General features: G+C 39.7%; 17 protein-coding genes, 1 tRNA gene and 6 pseudogenes. 15 read left to right on the top strand and 9 right to left on the bottom strand.

Annotation, left to right across the window (positions count from 1 at the left end):
• Positions 1-45: 45 nt before the first annotated feature.
• The 4 genes and pseudogenes from E3U36_RS08200 to E3U36_RS08220 all read left to right on the top strand — a co-directional run.
• The gene (locus E3U36_RS08200) at positions 46-963 is read left to right on the top strand and encodes an RHS repeat protein (protein ID WP_180816201.1); all 918 of its coding nucleotides are present in this window, start codon (positions 46-48) and stop codon (positions 961-963) included.
• A 1-nt stretch (position 964) separates the two neighbouring features.
• Positions 965-1,174 (top strand): annotated as a pseudogene (locus E3U36_RS13485) (RHS repeat-associated core domain-containing protein); the annotation flags it as partial.
• 400 nt (positions 1,175-1,574) lie between these two features.
• Positions 1,575-1,718 carry a hypothetical protein gene (locus tag E3U36_RS08210; RefSeq protein ID WP_180816202.1) on the top strand — a complete coding sequence of 48 codons (144 nt, stop codon included), beginning with the start codon at positions 1,575-1,577 and terminating at the stop codon, positions 1,716-1,718.
• A 333-nt stretch (positions 1,719-2,051) separates the two neighbouring features.
• A pseudogene (locus E3U36_RS08220) lies at positions 2,052-2,852 on the top strand (toxin TcdB middle/C-terminal domain-containing protein); the annotation flags it as partial.
• A 175-nt stretch (positions 2,853-3,027) separates the two neighbouring features.
• On the opposite strand, the gene E3U36_RS08225 reads toward E3U36_RS08220, so the two are convergent.
• The 3 genes and pseudogenes from E3U36_RS08225 to E3U36_RS08235 form a co-directional block, all read right to left on the bottom strand.
• Complete coding sequence (locus E3U36_RS08225) at positions 3,028-3,951, bottom strand: IS5 family transposase (RefSeq protein ID WP_180816203.1); 924 nt, start codon at positions 3,949-3,951, stop codon at positions 3,028-3,030.
• A 227-nt stretch (positions 3,952-4,178) separates the two neighbouring features.
• A tRNA-Arg gene (locus E3U36_RS08230) sits at positions 4,179-4,253 on the bottom strand.
• Between the two features lie 141 nt (positions 4,254-4,394).
• A pseudogene (locus tag E3U36_RS08235) lies at positions 4,395-5,318 on the bottom strand (IS5 family transposase).
• A 489-nt stretch (positions 5,319-5,807) separates the two neighbouring features.
• On the opposite strand from E3U36_RS08235, the gene mlaA reads away from it, so the two are divergent.
• Positions 5,808-6,578 carry a phospholipid-binding lipoprotein MlaA gene (mlaA, locus tag E3U36_RS08240; protein WP_238337429.1) on the top strand — a complete coding sequence of 257 codons (771 nt, stop codon included), beginning with the start codon at positions 5,808-5,810 and terminating at the stop codon, positions 6,576-6,578.
• A 280-nt stretch (positions 6,579-6,858) separates the two neighbouring features.
• Here mlaA and fadL read toward each other — a convergent pair.
• A pseudogene (gene fadL / locus E3U36_RS08245) lies at positions 6,859-8,146 on the bottom strand (long-chain fatty acid transporter FadL).
• Positions 8,147-8,507: 361 nt separating this feature from the next.
• Between fadL and E3U36_RS08250 the strand changes: the two are divergent.
• The 4 genes and pseudogenes from E3U36_RS08250 (at position 8,508) to sixA (ending at position 13,244) form a co-directional block, all read left to right on the top strand.
• Positions 8,508-8,804, top strand: coding sequence for a YfcZ/YiiS family protein (locus tag E3U36_RS08250; protein WP_180816205.1), 297 nt, complete (start codon positions 8,508-8,510; stop codon positions 8,802-8,804).
• 248 nt (positions 8,805-9,052) lie between these two features.
• The gene (gene fadI / locus E3U36_RS08255) at positions 9,053-10,351 is read left to right on the top strand and encodes an acetyl-CoA C-acyltransferase FadI (RefSeq protein WP_180816206.1); all 1,299 of its coding nucleotides are present in this window, start codon (positions 9,053-9,055) and stop codon (positions 10,349-10,351) included.
• Positions 10,352-10,353: 2 nt separating this feature from the next.
• Positions 10,354-12,525: a fatty acid oxidation complex subunit alpha FadJ gene (fadJ, locus tag E3U36_RS08260; RefSeq protein ID WP_180816207.1), complete on the top strand. Its 2,172-nt coding sequence runs from the start codon at positions 10,354-10,356 to the stop codon at positions 12,523-12,525.
• A 249-nt stretch (positions 12,526-12,774) separates the two neighbouring features.
• Positions 12,775-13,244: pseudogene (sixA, locus tag E3U36_RS08265) on the top strand (phosphohistidine phosphatase SixA).
• Positions 13,245-13,297: 53 nt separating this feature from the next.
• Here sixA and smrB read toward each other — a convergent pair.
• Positions 13,298-13,846: an endonuclease SmrB gene (smrB, locus tag E3U36_RS08270; protein WP_180816208.1), complete on the bottom strand. Its 549-nt coding sequence runs from the start codon at positions 13,844-13,846 to the stop codon at positions 13,298-13,300.
• 223 nt (positions 13,847-14,069) lie between these two features.
• Here smrB and prmB point away from each other — a divergent pair, with 223 nt between their 5' ends.
• From prmB to E3U36_RS08295, 5 genes are all read left to right on the top strand, one after another.
• Positions 14,070-15,002: a 50S ribosomal protein L3 N(5)-glutamine methyltransferase gene (prmB, locus tag E3U36_RS08275; protein ID WP_180816209.1), complete on the top strand. Its 933-nt coding sequence runs from the start codon at positions 14,070-14,072 to the stop codon at positions 15,000-15,002.
• 82 nt (positions 15,003-15,084) lie between these two features.
• Positions 15,085-16,167, top strand: a complete 1,083-nt coding sequence (gene aroC / locus E3U36_RS08280) for a chorismate synthase (protein WP_180816210.1) — start codon at positions 15,085-15,087, stop codon at positions 16,165-16,167.
• Positions 16,168-16,173: 6 nt separating this feature from the next.
• The gene (locus E3U36_RS08285) at positions 16,174-16,716 is read left to right on the top strand and encodes an elongation factor P hydroxylase (RefSeq protein WP_180816211.1); all 543 of its coding nucleotides are present in this window, start codon (positions 16,174-16,176) and stop codon (positions 16,714-16,716) included.
• Positions 16,717-16,746: 30 nt separating this feature from the next.
• Positions 16,747-17,022 carry a YfcL family protein gene (locus tag E3U36_RS08290; RefSeq protein ID WP_180816212.1) on the top strand — a complete coding sequence of 92 codons (276 nt, stop codon included), beginning with the start codon at positions 16,747-16,749 and terminating at the stop codon, positions 17,020-17,022.
• A 71-nt stretch (positions 17,023-17,093) separates the two neighbouring features.
• Positions 17,094-17,588, top strand: a complete 495-nt coding sequence (locus E3U36_RS08295; protein WP_180816213.1) for a GNAT family N-acetyltransferase — start codon at positions 17,094-17,096, stop codon at positions 17,586-17,588.
• Between the two features lie 27 nt (positions 17,589-17,615).
• Here E3U36_RS08295 and E3U36_RS12720 read toward each other — a convergent pair whose 3' ends face one another.
• From E3U36_RS12720 to mnmC2, 3 genes and pseudogenes are all read right to left on the bottom strand, one after another.
• A complete protein-coding gene (locus E3U36_RS12720) occupies positions 17,616-17,909 on the bottom strand; it encodes a hypothetical protein (protein ID WP_238337430.1) in 294 nt (97 codons plus the stop codon).
• Between the two features lie 63 nt (positions 17,910-17,972).
• Positions 17,973-18,932, bottom strand: a pseudogene (mnmC1, locus tag E3U36_RS12725) (FAD-dependent 5-carboxymethylaminomethyl-2-thiouridine(34) oxidoreductase MnmC1).
• Complete coding sequence (gene mnmC2, locus E3U36_RS08305) at positions 18,926-19,564, bottom strand: tRNA (5-methylaminomethyl-2-thiouridine)(34)-methyltransferase MnmC2 (protein WP_180816214.1); 639 nt, start codon at positions 19,562-19,564, stop codon at positions 18,926-18,928. Before mnmC2 ends, mnmC1 begins: the two are co-directional and overlap by 7 nt.
• Between mnmC2 and E3U36_RS08310 the strand changes: the two genes are divergently transcribed.
• Complete coding sequence (locus E3U36_RS08310; RefSeq protein ID WP_180816215.1) at positions 19,558-20,481, top strand: IS5 family transposase; 924 nt, start codon at positions 19,558-19,560, stop codon at positions 20,479-20,481. The genes mnmC2 and E3U36_RS08310 overlap by 7 nt on opposite strands.
• Positions 20,482-20,525: 44 nt before the next feature.
• Here the strand turns inward: E3U36_RS08310 and E3U36_RS08315 are convergent, their stop codons facing one another.
• Positions 20,526-20,708 (bottom strand): hypothetical protein, encoded by a 183-nt coding sequence (locus E3U36_RS08315; RefSeq protein WP_180816216.1) that lies wholly within the window; start codon positions 20,706-20,708, stop codon positions 20,526-20,528.
• Positions 20,709-20,882 lie beyond the last annotated feature (174 nt).

The raw sequence follows: 20,882 nt of genomic DNA on the forward strand, positions 1-20,882 counted from the left end.
CAACAACAGAGTTATAACCGCGCAGGACAGTTAATTGCACGCTTATTGCAAATTAAAGATCAGCCTCTAAAAATTGTCTTACAATCGGCTGATTACGCGGCTAGTGGACAAATCAGACAGGAAATATTGGGTAATGGCGTAGTAACTGATTATACCTATGAAGCTGAAACAGGTTATCTATTAACGGTAAAAACCTACCGTCCCGCAGATCATCCTTTGGGTTATTTAACTTTTCAGGATTTACGCTACACCTATGATCCGGTTGGTAATATTATCCTTATCCAGAATGATGCTCATGCCTCCCGTTTTTATCATAATCAAAAATACGTTGCCGAAAATCAGTACCGCTATGATACGTTCTATAAGCTCATCGAAGCGACTGGACGAGAATCCCTAACCAACCTCCCCCTTGCTGCTCAACGCTTTCTTGCCTCACCTGCTGACGCCGCCTATCAAAGCACCCCTTATACTCGCCAGTATCAATATGATGTTTCAGGTAATTTAACGACCATAAAACATCAAGGTGCTAGTCAGTGGACAAAGCATATTTATGTTTCTGACACCAGTAATCATGCTTTAGCTGACTCTTTTTTTGCATCAACTCCAAGCTTACCAATTGACGATTACTTTGATGCCGCTGGCAATCAGCTTCAGTTGCAAATTAGCCAAAATTTAGGCTGGAATAGTCGAAATCAGTTGGCTGCAGTTGTCCCAATTAGCCTGGAAATAGGGCAAAATGATAGTGAAATCTACTGTTATGACAGCCAGGGAATACGCCTGGTCAAACAGCAGCAGTATCTAGCTAGCAATGTAAGCCACATTGAAACCTGTTGTTATTTGCCTGGAATTGAGATAATTACTAATGATCTACAAACAACAGATGATCAATCACAACAGCGCAAATCCCTACGAACAGTCATTATGCAAGAAAATTTATGCGTATTGCATTGGGCTAGTGCATGATAAAACCTATCGTTATTCAGGCAAAGAACGGGATGCTACTGTGCTATATTATTATGGCTTCCGTTATTATCAACCATGGGTTGGGCGGTGGTTAAATCTAGATCCCGCAGGTATCATTGATGGATTAAATCTCTATCGCATGGTAAGAAATAATCCTGTTAATAACAAAGATATACATGGTCTAATGCCCTGGCCATGGAAGAAAAAAAATAACCAAACAACAAATAGTAATGCAGAAGCTAAACCCTCAACCAGTAGTGGAAATACTACAGCCTCCCAAAAACCATTAAACATTGTTATTGAACGTTTAGTTGATTTAATCGAAGAAGGACGATGGGGCGCAAGAGCATTAACAGGAAGTAGATTTGAAAGTACAATGAGTAAACTTTCAACCTTTTTTATTGATCTTCAACCAGAAGGCTCTTGATCAGAAGGTAAACAAATATTAATTTCGACTAAAGGATTTAATCTTCCTCCTAAAGATCTTGTTAACCAAACAAGAGAGAGTAAAGACATCTATTCTTTCCTTAAACCATATCTTGAAAGAGATATAAATTCTGAGACTTTTTGTTTACAAAATCTAACTTCTGACTTAGCTAAATGGACAACAAATGCTTTACAAAAAAACTAATGTATTAACAAAAAATATTGCTGATGATTACATAAAACGTATCGAGCGCGCCTCAGATATCGAAATCGATAAAGGAGAATTTACCAAAAATCCTGCATCTAGAGCCCCAGAAACTCAAGAATAAGAAATTCAGTATTTATATTACGCTTTAGGTTTATTTGAAAGTGAGACTGATTGGGTTGAATATGCCAAAAACATGTACTTAGACGAATATCCCTTACTTGCAAATATCAGTTATCAAAGAGCACAGCGTATCTATGAAAAAAATAGATCAAATAATGTTTACATGTAGACAATAAACCAATAATTAACATACACAAAATCACTTATTGCTTTTGAAATAAGTGATTTTATTTTAGATAAAACAGCAACGATTCTGGGCTTATCGATCATTAAAAGGCAGTCCACTGCGCAGTGAACTTTATGGTTTAGATCACAGGCCGCTGACGCCAAAAATCCTTACACCGTTACCTATTACCGCTATCAGATTAGGCAAATTCCGGCGGTGACAACGAGCAAAACCGGCTTAGCAATGGCCCCCATGTCATTAGAGCAATGGGATTACAATTATGAACGTATTGCTGAAGATCCGCTTTATAGCCAAAACGTTAATCTCGCGTTTGATGATAATAGGGCAATAATATATAATGTTGCCATCAACTATCAACGTCGACCCATTAGTATAATTCCTCCCTCCATCTGGTTGACAGACGGTGCTTTTGAGCAAAGTTACGATCCACAACAACTACTATTACGCATTAGCGAAAATCAAATCCGCTATCACAATTTAAAAACACCAGAACAGTATCGATTAAATATTGCTGATATACAGCGGACAGATATAATCACCTTACCTGCCAGCGATGTGCCAGCTGAAGGATTTTCGCTTGAATCGCTGTTAAATCCTGATGGTATTTTGAGTGAAAACACACCGCGAGAATATGCCGGACAAAGTAAAATTTACTGCCTGGAGGGTGGCGATAATAAACTAGTAGAAATCCCGACAATCCAAGCTTTAGTCGCTTTTACTGAGCTGGCCGAACTGGATGAACAAAGTTTGCTCGCATTTGAACCAGTACTTAGCACAAGTCAAATTGAAGCATATTTAACCAATGCGGGTTATATCAAAACCAAATACCTGTTCCCACGTCCAGGGGAAGAAACTGCCGATATCTGGGTCGCACGACTTAACTATATAGTGAATATTATGATGAAAAGGCTTTTTATTATCCTTATCGCCAGCGACACTCATTATTAACCGGCGCAACCAATTATCAATGGGATAAATATTACTGCGTCGTATTAAGCACTACTGATGCCGCTGGTTTCTATACGCAAGCGGATTATGATTACCGTTTTCTTATGCGTTATGGCTTTGTTGAATAAATCAGAATTAGCCGACAGGATGGCTCCCTCTGCTACACCTACACCTGTTATCCGATCCTGACGCTGTGTGGCATACCCAACAACGTCATACGGTTCAGCGCTTTGACCATCGCCATTGCTTCACCTACCTGAGGCTCATAGTCACGCAGCCTCAGATGGCCACCCAGCAAAGTTTTTATGCGGAACATCGCTGTTTCTGCCACTGAACGCCGGTGATAACCCACTTTCTTTTTCCACATATCATTACTCCTGCTCAGACGCTGATTCGCCACCGCATGGTTACGTTCATGGTACTTGTCCGGCCAGTATTTCGCTCCGCTTCGCGGCGGGATAAGGGGCCTGATTTTCTTTCTTAGCAACGCATCGTGGCAGTAACAGGCGTCATAAGCACCGTCTGCTGACACTTCCCTGATTTTCCGGTGGGTTTGGTTAATCAGGCCCGGCAGTGCCTGCGCATCTGTCGTTCCGCTGAGCGATAAGTCGGCACAGATAATCTCATGAGTCACACTGTCTGCTGCCAGATGAAGCTTGCGCCACACTCTTCGTCTGTCAGCCCCATGCTGCCTGACTTTCCATTCACCTTCGCCAAAGACCTTCAGACCGGTACTGTCGATGACCAGATGCGAGATTTCACCACGCGTTGGCGTTTTTATGCTGATGTTGACGCTCTTTGCTCGTCTGCTGACCAGCGAGTAGTCCGGACAGCACAGCGGCAAAGACATGAGTTTAAAAATCGAATAAACGAAGCCCTGTAATGCCCGGAGCGACAGGTTAAACACACGCTTCATCATCAGGACAGTGGTAACAGCCATATCGCTGTAGTAAAGCGGCCGGCCACGACCTTCAGGCGAAGAACTGTCAGTCCATCCAGCGATGGCCGACTCATCAAGCCAGACCGTCAGGGAACCGCGTTGTCTGAGTGCCTTGTTGTACGCGGGCCAGTTGGTAATTTTAAACTTTTGCTTTGCCATGGGGACCTGATGTTGAAACGAATTTAGCGATCAGCTCCGCCAATCACCTAAAAGTTCGATTTATTCAACAAAGCCCAAGAAGGCTTAACGCAAGTTCAGTGATATTAAGTTAGCGGTAAATTAGGCTATAAATATACGCAGAGTAGAGATTGCAATAAACGGTAAGAAGTATAAGAGAAGGTAAATAACTTTCTGCTAATTAAAATAAATTGCTATCAGTTTGTTAATGGCGTCCCCTGCAGGAATCGAACCTACAATTAGCCCTTAGGAGGGGCTTGTTATATCCATTTAACTAAGAGGACATAGAATTTTTTCAGTCTAAATTGCCTTGATATACTATTTATTTTACTATTAAATCCCTCTTAAAATCAACTTGTTGAAGGTGAAGGCTTTGTTGAATAAATCAGAATTAGCCGCCAGGATGGCTCCCTCTGCTACAGCTGTTATCCGATCCTGACGCTGTGTGGCATACCCAACAACGTCATACGGTTCAGCGCTTTGACCATCGCCATTGCTTCACCTACCTGAGCCTCATAGTCACGCAGCCTCAGATGGCCACCCAGCAAAGTTTTTATGCGGAACATCGCTGTTTCTGCCACTGAACGCCGGTGATAACCCACTTTCTTTTTCCACATATCATTACTCCTGCTCAGACGCTGATTCGCCACCGCATGGTTACGTTCATGGTACTTGTCCGGCCAGTATTTCGCTCCGCTTCGCGGCGGGATAAGGGGCCTGATTTTCTTTCTTAGCAACGCATCGTGGCAGTAACAGGCGTGATAAGCACCGTCTGCTGACACTTCCCTGATTTTCCGGTGGGTTTGGTTAATCAGGCCCGGCAGTGCCTGCGCATCTGTCGTTCCGCTGAGCGATAAGTCGGCACAGATAATCTCATGATTCACACTGTCTGCTGCCAGATGAAGCTTGCGCCACACTCTTCGTCTGTCAGCCCCATGCTGCCTAACTTTCCATTCACCTTCGCCAAAGACCTTCAGACCGGTACTGTCGATGACCAGATGCGAGATTTCACCACGCGTTGGCGTTTTTATGCTGATGTTGACGCTCTTTGCTAGTCTGCTGACCAGCGAGTAATCCGGACAGCACAGCGGCTAAGACATGAGTTTAAAAATCGAATCAACGAAGCCCTGTAATGCCCGGATCGACAGGTTAAACACACGCTTCATCATCAGGACAGTGGTAACAGCCATATCGCTGTAGTAAAGCGGCCGGCCACGACCTTCAGGCGAAGAACTGTCAGTCCATCCAGCGATGGCCGACTCATCAAGCCAGACCGTCAGGGAACCGCGTTGTCTGAGTGCCTTGTTGTACGCGGGCCAGTTGGTAATTTTAAACTTTTGCTTTGCCATGGGGACCTGATGTTGAAACGAATTTAGCGATCAGCTCCGCCAATCACCTAAAAGTTCGATTTATTCAACAAAGCCCTTGTTGAATACAATTAGTTTAATTTTATTGCTGATGGCTGGATTTGTGTTTAAATAGGTTTGATTCTCTGTTGCGCTATATTAGAGTAAATCGTTAAATTATTATTTTATAAATTATCATTTAGTGAATTATTTAATAAATATTGTTATTAAATGTGTTTATCCTATTTTACATTATGATGTATTTATCATTTGAGAATAATTATTATTGTTTGTTTTTTTTATATTTTGGGGCTATAACTTGGTGTTATTTATTTGTTTTTTAACCTATCCCCCTATTTAAAAATAATCGCTTGCACATTATATGCTTAGATAAATAGTGATTAAATTCGTATCATTAAATCAAAACGTAAGTAAGATTAAATTAATGAGGATATATAATTATGAATGGACAATCTATGTGAGGGTGTTTTGTTGAATAGAAAAACAAGATTTAAAACATATCGATTATGTGGTGTATTTTTTGCAGTATGGTTGATTACAAGCTGTTCTAGTACACCGACCGATAATCAACAGCGCTCTGATCCGCTAGAGAGTTTTAATCGAACAATGTTTGATTTTAATTATCATGTTCTCGATCATTATGTGGTGCGGCCAGTTGCCGTTGCTTGGCGTGATTATGTTCCTATGCCTGCACGTAATGGTTTAGTCAATTTTTTTGCTAACCTGGAAGAGCCTGCAAGTATGGTGAATAATTTTCTACGCGGTGATATTTATCAAGGAATGAAGCATTTCAATCGTTTTTTCCTAAATAGTGTTTTTGGTATGGCGGGATTGATCGATATTGCTTCAATGGCTAATCCTAAACTTGCTAAACAAGAATCTAATCTTTTTGGTAGTACTTTGGGATATTATCAGGTTGGTTACGGTCCATATGTGGTATTGCCAGGTTATGGTAGTTTTACCCTACGAGAAGATGGAGGTGACTGGGCTGACAAGGCTTACCCGATGTTAAGTTACCTTACTTTTTGGATGTCAGCCGGAAAATGGGTATTAGAGGGAATCGAAAAACGGGCACTTTTTTTAGACTCTGATGGAATACTACAAAACTCTTCTGATCCATATTTAATGGTCAGAGAGGCATATTTTCAGAATAAAGATTTTAAGGCGCAGGGAGGGGTGTTGAAGCCGACTATTAATCCTAACGCTGCTGTGATTGAAGAAGATTTGGATTCTATTGATTAGTAATAGACTGGTACATTTTAGTTTAAATGTTAATGAGTAAAAAATAACGGTGAGATAATTTATTGATTTTTATGGTCACGTTAACTTAAATCTTTATAAATTTAAAAATCAATTAATAATATAATTGTTTGCTAATTATCATTTACGATAAATTATTTAATTAGTGAATGGTGGCATCAGTGATGATATTTGGATTTAAAACTATCATCACTAAATATTTCTTACTGATCGATTTTAGCAAGGATAGCTATTGCTATCCTTTTGTATTTTTAAGAAAAAATTAGAATTTGTAGTTAAAGTTAACACCTGCTAACCAAGCGCTACCACTTGATTTAAATTCATACGCCGGTAGGGGCATACCTATTGACGGCATTTCTTCTTTGATTTTTACATGTTGTCCGTGCATGTAGGAAATGCCTACGTCAACTGAGGCATTTTCGTTAAAGGCATAAGTTGTACCGGCACTGATCCAAAAGCGATCTTGATTGGGAATTGAGATAGAGCAATTTTTAGCGGGTACTGGGCTATCATCAAAGGCAATACCGGTACGAAATGTCCAATGATCATCATGATAGTCAGTGGTGCCTAAAGCAATACGGAACACATCTCTAAAACCTTCATATTTATTAAATAAAACGCGTCCATCATCTTTTGCGGTGGCTTTCAGTTCTTTAAACTGGCTCCAACTGGTATAGGCTAAACTATAATGAACTGCCCATTTAGGGGCAACTTTATTATAGCCGGAGATTTACCAAATTTCGGGCAGATTCAGATCCAGTTTGCCGTTAACGCTATTTCCGCCTAAACCACCAGGCATTGATGGAGGAAGCTCATTACTATAGTCGCCATTAAACTTTATTTTAACTTCTGAACGATAGGTAAAGCTGTAACGATTATTCTCATCTAATTCATACAGGATACCGGCATTCCAGCCATATCCCCAATCACTACCCTTAAGTTTGGCAATTGTGGTTGCTTTAGGTAGCCCCCCCCCATATTGGGCCAAATTCCCCAATATGACGGGTAATTTTTGCATCGGCATAGACTGCATTAAAGCCTAAACCTGCACTGAAATGCTCATTAAGGCGATAAGCACCGCTTAAATTTAAGTTCAGGGTAGTTAGATCGGTTTTCCCACCAATAGTCCCAGCATTATAGTTATGATTGAATTCAGTGGCTAAACCGTAATTAGTAGTAATTGAAGTGCCAACAGCCCATTTTTCATTTACTGGAAAAATAAAATGGGCATTGGGTATCCAGGCATGAGGCGCGATATTGTTTGAACTGGTACTATTACCAGTGACAGGTGATTTTCCTTTTATATCAACGTCAGGATTAATATAAATTGCACCAAGAGAAAGCACTGGATTATTGAATAACATCATCGCTGCTGGATTGCGACTACCAACACTAGCATTATCGCCAATCGCACCTTCCCCTGAAAAAGCACGACCCAATGCAGAAGTGGAATATTCGTTTAGTTGAAAGCCAGCAGCACTGGCATTTGTCGAAATAAAACTTACAGCCATTGCCAAGATTGTATGTTTGAACAGGTTTTTCTGGTTCATAACCAAAACCCCTTAAATTATATTTATGATAAGAACGACATTGATAGTCGTAATAGAAAGGCCCGAATTGTATTGCTCCATGCCAATATGGCAAATCAGACCAGTTGACTGAGTATAGAATTGAATACTGGTTTTATTACAAGCATGTTTACTGCGTATATGTTATTTGTTTGTAAAAATGTGATTTATTTAACATAAAATTGGTGCATTAATTATGCGAAGTGATAGGAATAGAATAACAATAGGGATATTAGATCAAATAACTACTTGATATTTTATAGATTATCAGATAGTAGCTGATATTTTTTTGTTAATTAGCGTTATGATTATATTTTGTTAATGTTTATTGTTGGAAAAAATTATGTCGGATGCTAAGAATCGTTGTCATGCAGAAGAAACTGCTGCTTGCTGTTGTGTTGATGTGGGTACAGTGATAGATAATCAAAATTGTATCGCTTTTTTTGAAAAAAATTTTTTAAATCAACAAGAGGCTGAAAAAATGTTAACACAGCTAACAGAAAAAGCGCGGTCAGTTGAATCAGAGCCTTGTGTGATTGAACATCAGATTCAGCCTATTGTTGAGGGTGTTAAATTACTAGCGAGTTTTACCTTTTGTTGTGAAGCTGAAACGCTAATTTTTCAATTAAATTTGCGTTAATTGAATTTAACAATGCCTACAGATGTTTTGTAGGCATTGGGTCGTTGAGTTGTTCTCAATATTTTGACTTGTGTGACAAATAAATATTCATATCTTGTGTGCCGACTCTCAGTTTTTAATTTTTATTATTTTTCTTTCACTACATTTGAATAACAATTGATTATCAGATCAGACCTCTGTGAAGTATTGGGAATGATTAACTATAGTTTCATTTTTCATTTTTTATAAAAAGGGAAGCGAGATCTGCTATGAACTACAACGTTAAGAATACTGATCGTATCGCAATTGTTACTGGGTTACGCCTTCCTTTTGCTAAACAGGCAACGGCTTATCATAATATACCTGCTGTCGATCTAGGCAAAATGGTAGTACGTGAATTAGTTATTCGCAGTGGTATTGATTCTCAACTTATTGATCAAGTGGTTGTTGGTCAAGTAGTTCAGATGCCTGAAGCGCCGAATATTGCTAGAGAAATTGTTTTAGGCACTGGACTACCTGTTTCAATAGATGCTTATAGTATTTCTAGAGCATGTGCTACTAGTTTTCAGGTTATTACCAATATCGTAGAAAGTATGAAGGCGGGTACTATTAAGGTCGGTATTGCTGGTGGAGCGGATTCATCATCAGTTTTACCTATTGGTGTAACTAAAAAAATGGCAAGCACTCTAGTTGACCTCAATAGAGCAAAATCAATTGGCCAACGTTTGAGGCTCTTAAGCACATTAAGTTTTCGTGACTTTTTGCCAGTTTCACCAGCAGTAACCGAATATTCTACGGGTTTAAGAATGGGAGATACTGCCGAACAGATGGCAAAAACTTATCATATTAGTCGTGAAGAACAAGACGCTTTTGCTCATCGTTCTCATATCCTAGCCGCCCAGGCTTGGGATAGCGGCGTATTACAGAAAGAAGTAATGACAGCTCATATACCGCCGTTCCTCGAGTCATTATCGGAAGACAATAATGTTCGAAAAGACTCAACACTTGCTTCTTATGCAAAGTTAAAACCGGCTTTTGATCTCCAACATGGTACTGTTACCGCCGCGAACAGCACGCCAATGACTGATGGTGCAGCGGCAGTAATGTTGATGTTTGCATCAAATGCGAAAGCATTAGGTATAACTCCATTAGGTTATATTCGTAGTTATGCTTTTTCGGCTATTGATGTTTGGCAGGACATGCTATTAGGCCCTTCTTATGCAACACCATTAGCTCTTAAGTACGCGGGATTAAGTTTAAAAGATCTTACCTTAATTGATATGCATGAAGCTTTTTCTGCTCAAGTATTAGCCAATATGAAAATGTTTGCGAGCAAAAAATTTGCTCAAGAGAAATTAGGGCAATCTGAAGCGATTGGTGAAATTAATATGGAAAAATTTAATGTATTAGGCGGGTCTATTGCTTATGGCCATCCATTTGCTGCCACAGGTGCTGGTATGGTGACACAGACGCTTAATGAGTTACATCGTCGTGGCGGTGGTTTGGCGCTTACGACCGCTTGTGCAGCAGGCGGTTTAGGTGCAGCAATGATTTTGGAGGTTGAGTAGTTATGACCAATAAAAATGAAGAAAAAAACTTACCTGCAATTACTAGCTATCCTGTGTTTCATTTTTCCGTCAAACAAAACAATATCGGTGTTATTTCCATTTATGTTGCCGGCGACAAAGTTAATACATTAAAAGCTGAATTTGTTGATCAATTCTATATGATATTACAGCAAGCACAAGCAATCGTGGGTTTGAAAGGGATTATTATTATTTCAAATAAACCAGGCTGTTTTCTTGCTGGTGCTAATATTAGGATGATTTCCAATTGTAAAACAAAAGAAGAAGCAACAAGGCTTGCCATGACAGGCCAAAAATTATTTAACTTGCTTGAAAATTATCCATTACCTATTGTCGCTGCAATTGATGGGGTATGTTTAGGCGGCGGATTAGAGTTAGCGCTTGCCTGTCATGTAAGAATTTGTACTCTGTCAGATAAAACGCGTCTTGGTTTACCAGAGGTACAATTAGGATTAATACCAGGTTCTGGAGGAACACAACGTTTACCTCGTTTAATCGGTTTAGTTAATGGATTAGATTTGATTCTGACTGGTCGTCAATTAAGGCCACAGCAATCACTAACATTGGGTTTAGTCGACGATATTGTTCCAGCAGAAATTTTATTGCAAACGGCAATTAACTGGATTGATAAAGGGAGAAAAAACAAAACATGGTTGCCTCTCATGCTGCGTTTATCAGAATTACCCATTATCAGAAATATCTTATTCGCGATAATTAAAAATAAAACAAATTCAAAAAGTAAAGGTCATTACCCTGCGCTAGAAAAAGCGATTTTAGTGGTTGCTATTGGCTATGAAAAAGGTGTGCAAGCCGGACTTGAGGCAGAGGCAAAAGTCTTTGGAGAGCTGGCAATGACACCAGAATCTACCGCTTTACGAGGTCTTTTTTTTGGCTCGAGTGCGCTAAAAAGTGAAATGGGTAGTTTTGGAAAATCTGCTACAATTCATCAGGTAGGTGTGTTAGGTGGAGGCCTCATGGGAGGCGGGATTGCCTATGTGACAGCGGCTCGAGGTAAATTACCTGTTCGAGTGAAGGACATTAATAATGGAGGACTTAATCAGGCATTAAAATTAAGTTGGCAGCGCTTAACGAAGCAAGTTAAACGTAAACGCATATCTGTACAAGAGCGTGCTCAACAGATGATGTTAATTTCAGGCACATTAGACTATAAAGGGCTTGAAAAAACGCAAATTATCGTAGAAGCAGTTTTTGAAGATTTAGCATTAAAGCGTAAAATGGTACAGGAAGTGGAGGCAATGACATTAAATGAAGTCGTTTTTGCTTCTAATACATCTTCGTTACCTATCCATAAAATTGCAGAGTTTGCAAAATACCCAGAACGTATAATTGCACTTCATTACTTTAGTCCAGTCGATAAAATGCCATTGGTTGAAGTGATCCCTCATAGTAAAACGAGTAATCAGACAATTGCTACTGCTGTGACATTGGCAAAAAAACAGGGTAAAACTGCAATTATTGTTGGTGACAGTGCAGGTTTTTATGTTAATCTGATACTAGCACCCTATATTGCTGAAGCGACACGTTGTCTGTTAGCTGGTGAATCAATTGAGCATATAGATAATGCTTTAGTTAAATTTGGTTTTCCAATTGGTCCATTGAACTTGTTAGACGAAGTCGGTATTGATGTAGGCACTAAAATTATGCCGGTGCTTGTTGAACAGTTTGGCGAACGATTTTCTGTCCCTTCAGAACTTAATATTATATTGGAAGATGATAGAAAGGGACGTAAAAATGGCAGAGGTTTTTATCTTTATAAGAAAAATAAGATGAGTTGGCCGTGGAGTAAAAAACAGCGTCAAGTCGACACAACCATTTATGAGTTACTTAATATTCAACCCAAAGAAATTTTATCTGAGCAGGAAATTGTTCAGCGCTGTATTATGCTGATGCTGAACGAAGATACTCGTTGTCTTGACGAAGGTGTTATTCGGCATGTAAATGATGGTGAGATTGGTGCAGTGTTTGGAATTGGTTTTCCTCCTTTTACTGGTGGACCATTTAGATATATGGATCAACAAGGTATATCAAACATTGTTGACATAATGCATCGACTAGCACAGAAATATGGTAACAATTTTGTTCCTTGCGAAAGGCTAATGCAAATGGTTAAATCAAATAAAAAATTCCATCAGTAGTTGATTATTATTAGTAGCATCTTAAACCTTACTAATATCATGGTCTTAGGCGTAATTTCTATTTAACTTAATATAAAATTAACTTTTTTTTCGTTTTTTATGAAAATAAAGCGGTTCCTTTTTTTGTGATTTTAGTGCATAATATATGGTTGCCTTGCCCTGCATATTTTCCGACAACAACATTAGCGAGTAATGAGAGGGCTCCTATGTAGGGGGTTAGGTGAAAATATTTTACTCAAATGGTGGATTATGCAAGTTTTTATTATGCGTCATGGTAACGCAACGATGAATACAATAAATGATGAAGCAAGAGAACTTACTCTTAAAGGAATTGAAGAATCTAAATTAATGGCAAATTGGCTAGCACAACAGAATCCAGTGTTCGACCGAGTGTTTACCAGTCCATATGTAAGAGCAGTACAAACTTATCAGGCAATGCAACCAGTATTGCCCTATTCAGGCGAACAAGAAGTCTTAGCTGAACTTATTCCTGATGGTGATCCGCAATCTATTGCTAATTATTTGCAATTACTTGCCGAATGGAAGGAGGTGTAAGAACAGCATTGATTATTTCTCATTTGCCATTAGTCGGTTATTTGGTATCAGCCTTATGCCCACAAGAAATCCCTCCTATGTTTGCAACTTCTGCGATTGCTTATGTAGAGATAAATACGGAAATGCGGCACGGTGAATATAGATGGCAACGGGGACCTTCTTAAATATTGCATAGTGTTAATAAACTAGCGGCACATTTCTAGTTTTATTTTACGTATTATCTGCGCTGAGTTTCATCAGTTTCGACCAAGATAAGCAACGAGGCGCTACCACCCCAAGCTTTGGGGGCTTGATGAAAAGCAGTGATATTAGGGTGTTGAGCAAGCCAAAGGGGAATCTGTTGTTTTAAAATGTGTTTTCCATGGCCATGCATAATACAGGCACAATGGATATTATCTCTATAGCAAGCAGCGATTAGAGCTCCAATTTCTTGTTTAGCTTGTCGTTGGGAGAAGCCATGTAAATTGAGAAATAGTTCGGGAATATAATCATTCCGACGTAACTTTTTTAATTCATAGGGTTTAATATCGGGTCGTAAATATCGAATCGGTCCATCCGCTTCTAGCACCGGTTGATACTCATCTGAAAAGTAATAACTAGCATTGACTTGTTCTTGGAGCAAACGTTTTGTCACAAGTTGTGATTTTATTCGATTATGTCGTAGTGGTGGATGACTAACAATGTCATGTAATAAAGGTTTAGTCCCTGTAGTCGCCTCTTTAAATAGTTTAATTTCCTCAGCACTCAATTTGAACTTATTTTTCATTGTGATTCTATCAATCAGTTAGTCAATTATTCTGTTAAGTTTATCTTAATTTTCCTGCTATTACCTTCCTTATAAGCAGCAAGCTTTATAAGCTATTGTTAGTATTCTAATGTCAATTAATGAAATTGCTATAAAATTCCTTAACAATAAGCTGATTTGTTAAGTAGTTCGTGGCAGACTATTGGGATTAAATATATGAACTTTGTATTGGCTAGGAGGCGTTTTGGACAAGATTTTTGTTGATGAAGCGGTTGCGGAACTACATACCATCCAAGATATGTTGCGTTGGGTAATTAGTCGGTTTAATGCAGCAAATATTTATTACGGTCATGGAACAGATAATTATTGGGATGAAGCTTTACAACTTGTTTTGCCATCACTTTTTTTGCCCTTAGATATCCCTCAACAATTATGGGTTTCTCGTCTGACTTTAAGTGAACGTCATCGTATCGTTGAACGGGGGTTACGCCGTGTTAATGAACATATCCCTGTTGCTTATTTAACCAATAAAGCCTGGTTTTGCGGACATGAATTTTATGTTGATGAACGCGTTTTGATCCCACGTTCTCCTATAGGAGAACTGATTAATAAGCATTTTGCCGGTATCATTGATTATGAACCTGTAACTATTTTAGATATGTGCACGGGTAGTGGATGTATTGCTATTGCCTGTGCCTATCAATTTCCGCAAGCGCAAATTGATGCGGTTGATATTTCTGCTGATGCATTGGCGGTAGCTGAACAAAATATTGCCGCTCATGGGTTCTCTGAACGGATAGTACCTATTCGTTCAGACTTGTTTTTGAATATGCCTATGATTAAATATGATTTAATGGTTACTAATCCACCTTATGTGGATGCTGAAGATATGTCTGATTTACCAGCTGAATATCTGGTAGAGCCTAAATTAGCCCTTGCAGCGGGCTCTGATGGTTTAAAACTTGTCAGAAGAATTCTAGCTAATGCTTCACGTTTCCTAACGGACAATGGGGTGCTTATTTGTGAAGTTGGTAATAGTATGTTACACCTTATTGAGCAATATCCGGATATTCCTTTTACTAGGTTGAAGTTCGAACAGGGAGGCGATGGTGTATTCATGCTAACGCAGAAAAAACTTATTGAACATCAAGAGAAATTTAAATTATTTATCGATTAACGGGTAATTACATTTTTTTGTACAATAAAATAATTTATTAATTAATTATTGTAATAAATGATAAAAAGAGGAAACAAAGGGGATGGCAGGAAATTCGATTGGACAGCTTTTTCGTGTTACCACTTTTGGTGAATCGCATGGTTTGGCGTTAGGCTGCATTGTTGATGGCGTTCCGCCTGGTATGGAATTATCAGAAAAAGATCTGCAAACCGACTTAGATCGTCGTCGGCCTGGTACTTCTCGTTATACAACTCAACGGCGTGAACTTGATCAGGTTAAAATTTTATCCGGTGTTTTTAATGGCATAACGACAGGAACACCTATTGGTTTGTTGATTGAAAATCAGGATCAACGGTCGCAGGATTATAGTGAGATCAAAGATATTTTTCGTCCTGGGCATGCAGATTATACCTATCAACAAAAATATGGTTTACGTGACTATCGTGGTGGTGGGCGATCTTCAGCACGTGAAACGGCGATGCGTGTTGCTGCCGGCGCGATCGCAAAAAAATATTTACAACAAAAACTAGGTATAACCGTTCGGGCTTACTTAAGTCAAATGGGAGATATTTGTTGTGAACTGAAGGATTGGGATTTGGTTGAACAGAATCCTTTCTTTTGTCCTGATGCAACAAAGTTGGAGGCAATGGACGCTTTATTACGTTCATTGAAAAAAGAAGGTAATTCTATTGGTGCTAAAGTAACCGTCATTGCTGAACATGTCCCGGCTGGATTAGGTGAACCTGTTTTTGATCGATTGGATGCGGATATTGCCCATGCAATGATGAGTATTAATGCAGTGAAAGGGGTTGAAATTGGCGCTGGTTTTAAGGTGGTTACATTAAAAGGGAGTGAAAATCGGGATGAAATAACCCGTGATGGATTTGTCAGTAATCATGCCGGTGGCATCTTAGGTGGCATAAGTAGTAGTCAACCGATTATTGCCCATTTAGCCTTAAAGCCAACTTCGAGTATTAGCATACCGGGTAGAACGATTAATCGGCAAGGTGATGAGGTCGAAGTGGTTACAAAAGGACGTCATGATCCCTGTGTTGGTATCCGAGCGGTACCGATAGCAGCAGCGATGATGGCAATCGTGCTTATTGATCATTTTTTACGTCATCTGGCTCAATGTGGTGAATTAGCGTTTAATCGTACGATATAAATATTAATGAAAGAACATAATTATAATCATCTAATTAACATTTTTAGTATTTGTTTTGAGAAAGAGTATTGCACACGTTTAATTAAAGGAGATGAGGAACCTATCTATCTACCTGCAGATGATAAGATACCGTATCATCGGATTATTTTTGCTCGCGGCTTTTATGCTAGTGCTTTACACGAAATTTCCCACTGGTGTATTGCCGGAGAAACTAGACGTCAACAAATTGATTTTGGTTATTGGTATTATCCAGATGGGCGAAATGAGCAAACACAAAGCGCTTTTGAGAATGTTGAAGTCAAACCGCAAGCACTTGAATGGATGTTTTGTGTGGCGTCAGACTTTCCCTTTAATGTTAGTTGCGATAATTTGGCCGCTAATTTTGAGCCAGACCGGCATGCTTTTCAGCGCAAAGTCTATCGGCAGGTGCTGAACTACCTTACAAATGGCATTCCAGCCAGAGCTGAGAGATTTATTCAAGCTCTACAGTTGTTTTATAATATGCCTCCCTTGGTAAAGCAAAATGTCATTTGCCCCGAAGAGCTGTAAAAAATTTAGTTAGTATAAAGGAACGAAACCATGCTTGCGGAATTAGAAACACGTATTTTAACGCAAATTGATAATAATGTTGATTATGCTAGTCAAGATGAACTTTTTGATGGCGGTTATTTACGTGGACATTTGACATTAGCCATTGCTGAATTAGAAACTGAAAATAAAAATAATATTGAAGCGCTTTCAGAGCGTGTCGAAGCGAGTATTGACAAAGCAATTAAGGCGGATGAATTCAGTCCCCCTGATCAACGATTGATATTAAATACTTGGCGGATGTTGTTAGAAAATGCCGCTCGATAAGCAAAAAAGCAAATAAATTAAAACAACGTATTGTTGCACTTTTTTAAAATGGGGTAACGATGCTGGTAAGTTTGGCAGTATCCGATGAAGCAAAAAAGTTAGTCAATATTGAACGTTACGCAGCCGCCATATTCCGTCAAATTCCAGCGCTTGCTTGGGTTGCTGATGCACAAGGCAAATCCGTTAACCAACATTTAGAATTTATTGTTGATGGTGATTGTTGGGTGGCAGTTGAGCAGCAGCAGCTTGTTGGTTTTATTGAGGTTGAAGTAATGGATCAAGCTTTGCATATTTGGGAATTATCTGTTGATAGCCGATGGCAGAGAAAAGGAATTGGTAAGGCTTTACTGCAAAAAGTTATTATGCAAGCAAAACAACTAAACTGTGATCATGTTACTTTAACCACTTTTCGTGATGTTGCTTGGAATGGTGTTTATTATCAGAAATTGGGCTTCACAATTATTTCGGCTGAAAAGTTAACTCTGTCACTACAAGCTATCTTAAAAAAAGAGGTGGCTTATGGATGTACTGCATCCTCACGTTGTGCAATGCAGTACATCCTTTAATGGAGATTAAATTTTTTTGCTAGAAAGCTAATTATCCAGTTTAACCGCCCGGCCTTGTAATAATTTTCTGATCCAAAAACGGTTAGGATTGAGATTTGCCAATATATCATCGTCAAAAGGCAATGGTTCAGCAAAAATTTGACTGCAAAGTAGCTCTGCGCAAATTGGCGCACTACATAATCCTCTTGCGCCTAATGCGCCAATAACAAATAGATTGTCATGAATGGGGGCTTGCAAAATATGCTGTTGCTCACTGAGCTGTTTATCTAGCTGTGCATATTGAAGGATAAGTTGATTAACATCTGGTACATTACCCACCATCGGTAGATGATCACGTGTAACACAGCGGATGCTTTGGCGTGATGCATTTTGGCTGATATCAATTTATTTTTTCCATTCAACATCAGGCAAACAGGTTAATAAGCGAGCATGGTTTTCTTGTTGCTCCAATTTGGAATATTTTAGCGTGAGTTGATGACGTTTATAGCTAGCGCCTAAGCAATGATATTGATGATGAGTGGGTGTTATATATCCGGCATAACAGAGTGTTGTTTGCAGTTGGTTGAGTATCGGTGTGGTCGGAATATGGCTCACTTGCCAGCGAACAGCACTAACGGGTAATTTTTCCGTTTGAGAAAATAAAGGCAGTTGATGACCATTAGCGATAATGACGGTTTTATGGGTTATTTGTCGTTGCATATCTCCTTGTTTAAATAGCAACGTCCAGCCAGCGGCACTATTTTCAAGCTGAATAAGACGATGATTAAAATGACTTATTAAACCTTGTTGTTGCCCATATTGCCAACTATTGGATGTCAGCTCAGCTGGACATAACCAGCCAGCAGCTGGATAGTAGATGCCATCATGGTTAACATCAACACCACAAATGATTTGTAATGTTTGTCGAGTTTCATGGTGTGCAAAATCAGCTGGCCAATTTTTTGTTAATATTTGTTCGATTTTTTGTCGGCTTTTTACGTCATAAGCTAACTGTACTAAACCGTTCAAATCGTGAGCAAATGTGATGCCTAACTGTTGAAGTTGGGTGTAATAGCGTTTAGCAAAAGTAAAGGCGGTAATAAAAAAGCGTTCTAAACCATCGTGGTGACCAGTTAATCATGGATACAGTGCGCCTTGACGATTGCCGGAAGCATTTTGTGCCACACTGGGATCTTGGCAATATAAAGTTACCTGACTGCCTCTACGTAATAAAGCAAGAGCAGTCATCATACTGGCAATAACACCGCCAATAATGGCAATATCCTCGGTTTTTGATGCGGCTTGTCGAGAGAACCAGGGTTGTGGATTAGATTGCTGATTTGCTAGTAATTGACCGGTTAGCATTTCACGTTTACGGCCATAACCCTTGATTTTTTTACTTGAAAACCGGCTTTTTCCAATCCACGGCGAACGATACCGGCAGAAGTAAAGGTAGCAAAAGTACAACCATCACGTCCCCAATTTGCCATTGTAGTTAACAGTTGTTCACTCCACATTTGAGGGTTTTTAGCTGGAGCAAAACCGTCTAAAAACCAACTATCTATTTTATTGAAAAAATTAGATTTTAATTGAGGTAATTGTATATTTATATCGCCAAACCAGAGATCTAGAATGATTGCCCCATTTTCCATAACTATTCTATGACAACCTGATAACGAATGAGGCCATTGTCGACAAATTTGTTTAGAAAAAGTGGCGAGTTCAGGCCAACATTGATGAACTCTTAGCAAATTAGTAATGGACAAAGTATATTTTTCAAAACTGATATAGTATAAAAGTTGTAACTGGTTGTTAGGCGCTTGTTGGCGAAACTGAATAAATAACTGACAGACTGCCATAAAGTTTAGCCCAGTACCAAAACCAGTCTCTGCAATAACATATTGTTTTGCTGAGTGGCTTTGTTGAATAAATCGAACTTTTAGGTGATTGGCGGAGCTGATCTCTAAATTCGTTTCAACATCAGGTCCCCATGGCAAAGCAAAAGTTTAAAATTACCAACTGGCCCGCGTACAACAAGGCACTCAGACAACGCGGTTCCCTGACGGTCTGGCTTGATGAGTCGGCCATCGCTGAATGGACTGACAGTTCTTCGCCTGAAGGTCGTGGCCGTCCGCTTTACTACAGCGATATGGCTGTTACCACTGTCCTGATGATGAAGCGTGTGTTTAACCTGTCGCTCCGGGCATTACAGGGCTTCGTTGATTCGATTTTTAAACTCATGTCTTTGCCGCTGTGCTGTCCGGACTACTCGCTGGTCAGCAGACGAGCAAAGAGCGTCAACATCAGCATAAAAACGCCAACGCGTGGTGAAATCTCGCATCTGGTCATCGACAGTACCGGTCTGAAGGTCTTTGGCGAAGGTGAATGGAAAGTCAGGCAGCATGGGGCTGACAGACGAAGAGTGTGGCGCAAGCTTCATCTGGCAGCAGACAGTGTGACTCATGAGATTATCTGTGCCGACTTATCGCTCAGCGGAACGACAGATGCGCAGTCACTGCCGGGCCTGATTAACCAAACCCACCGGAAAATCACGGAAGTGTCAGCAGACGGTGCTTATGACGCCTGTTACTGCCACGATGCGTTGCTAAGAAAGAAAATCAGGCCCCTTATCCCGCCGCGAAGCGGAGCGAAATACTGGCCGGACAAGTACCATGAACGTAACCATGCGGTGGCGAATCAGCGTCTGAGCAGGAGTAATGATATGTGGAAAAAGAAAGTGGGTTATCACCGGCGTTCAGTGGCAGAAACAGCGATGTTCCGCATAAAAACTTTGCTGGGTGGCCATCTGAGGCTGCGTGACTATGAGGCTCAGGTAGGTGAAGCAATGGCGATGGTCAAAGCGCTGAACCGTATGACGTTGTTGGGTATGCCACACAGCGTCAGGATCGGATAACAGCTGTAGCAGAGTGGCCATCCTGTCGGCTAATTCTGATTTATTCAACAAAGCCTTGCTGAGTGAGAAAAAAAGCGATTCGGTAACTGATTACCGGCTAAGAACACATAACGCGACTCTTCTAAACCATTTTGATTAGAATAATAGACATCACCAAAGTGTCCAGAGATAGGGATATCTTGCTCGTTCCAGCTTAATTTAGCTTGGCTGATCTCATTTGTATTCACAAAATTATCTACAATATTTTAAATAATCAGCCAATTTTAACGAATTTAACCTGAGTGCGCTAGCTATCGCAAAATATAAAAGTTAGCCAAGATAATATTTTCTACAAAATTTTACCTGATCGGACTTGTTTAGCTTACAAGTGTAAGCTAAAGTAACAGGCTAAGCTCCCAGTA

The organism is Arsenophonus endosymbiont of Aphis craccivora, from assembly GCF_013460135.1.
In the GTDB taxonomy this organism is placed as follows: Bacteria; Pseudomonadota; Gammaproteobacteria; order Enterobacterales; family Enterobacteriaceae; genus Arsenophonus; species Arsenophonus nilaparvatae.

Coding starts and splice junctions, on each gene's coding strand:
- E3U36_RS08210 (WP_180816202.1), top strand. CDS start 1,575: ATGCTTTACAAAAAAACTAATGTATTAACAAAAAATATTGCTGATGAT.
- E3U36_RS08225 (WP_180816203.1), bottom strand. CDS start 3,951: ATGGCAAAGCAAAAGTTTAAAATTACCAACTGGCCCGCGTACAACAAG.
- E3U36_RS08250 (WP_180816205.1), top strand. CDS start 8,508: ATGTCGGATGCTAAGAATCGTTGTCATGCAGAAGAAACTGCTGCTTGC.
- fadI (WP_180816206.1), top strand. CDS start 9,053: ATGAACTACAACGTTAAGAATACTGATCGTATCGCAATTGTTACTGGG.
- fadJ (WP_180816207.1), top strand. CDS start 10,354: ATGACCAATAAAAATGAAGAAAAAAACTTACCTGCAATTACTAGCTAT.
- smrB (WP_180816208.1), bottom strand. CDS start 13,846: ATGAAAAATAAGTTCAAATTGAGTGCTGAGGAAATTAAACTATTTAAA.
- aroC (WP_180816210.1), top strand. CDS start 15,085: ATGGCAGGAAATTCGATTGGACAGCTTTTTCGTGTTACCACTTTTGGT.
- E3U36_RS08285 (WP_180816211.1), top strand. CDS start 16,174: ATGAAAGAACATAATTATAATCATCTAATTAACATTTTTAGTATTTGT.
- E3U36_RS08290 (WP_180816212.1), top strand. CDS start 16,747: ATGCTTGCGGAATTAGAAACACGTATTTTAACGCAAATTGATAATAAT.
- E3U36_RS12720 (WP_238337430.1), bottom strand. CDS start 17,909: ATGGTGGGTAATGTACCAGATGTTAATCAACTTATCCTTCAATATGCA.
- E3U36_RS08310 (WP_180816215.1), top strand. CDS start 19,558: ATGGCAAAGCAAAAGTTTAAAATTACCAACTGGCCCGCGTACAACAAG.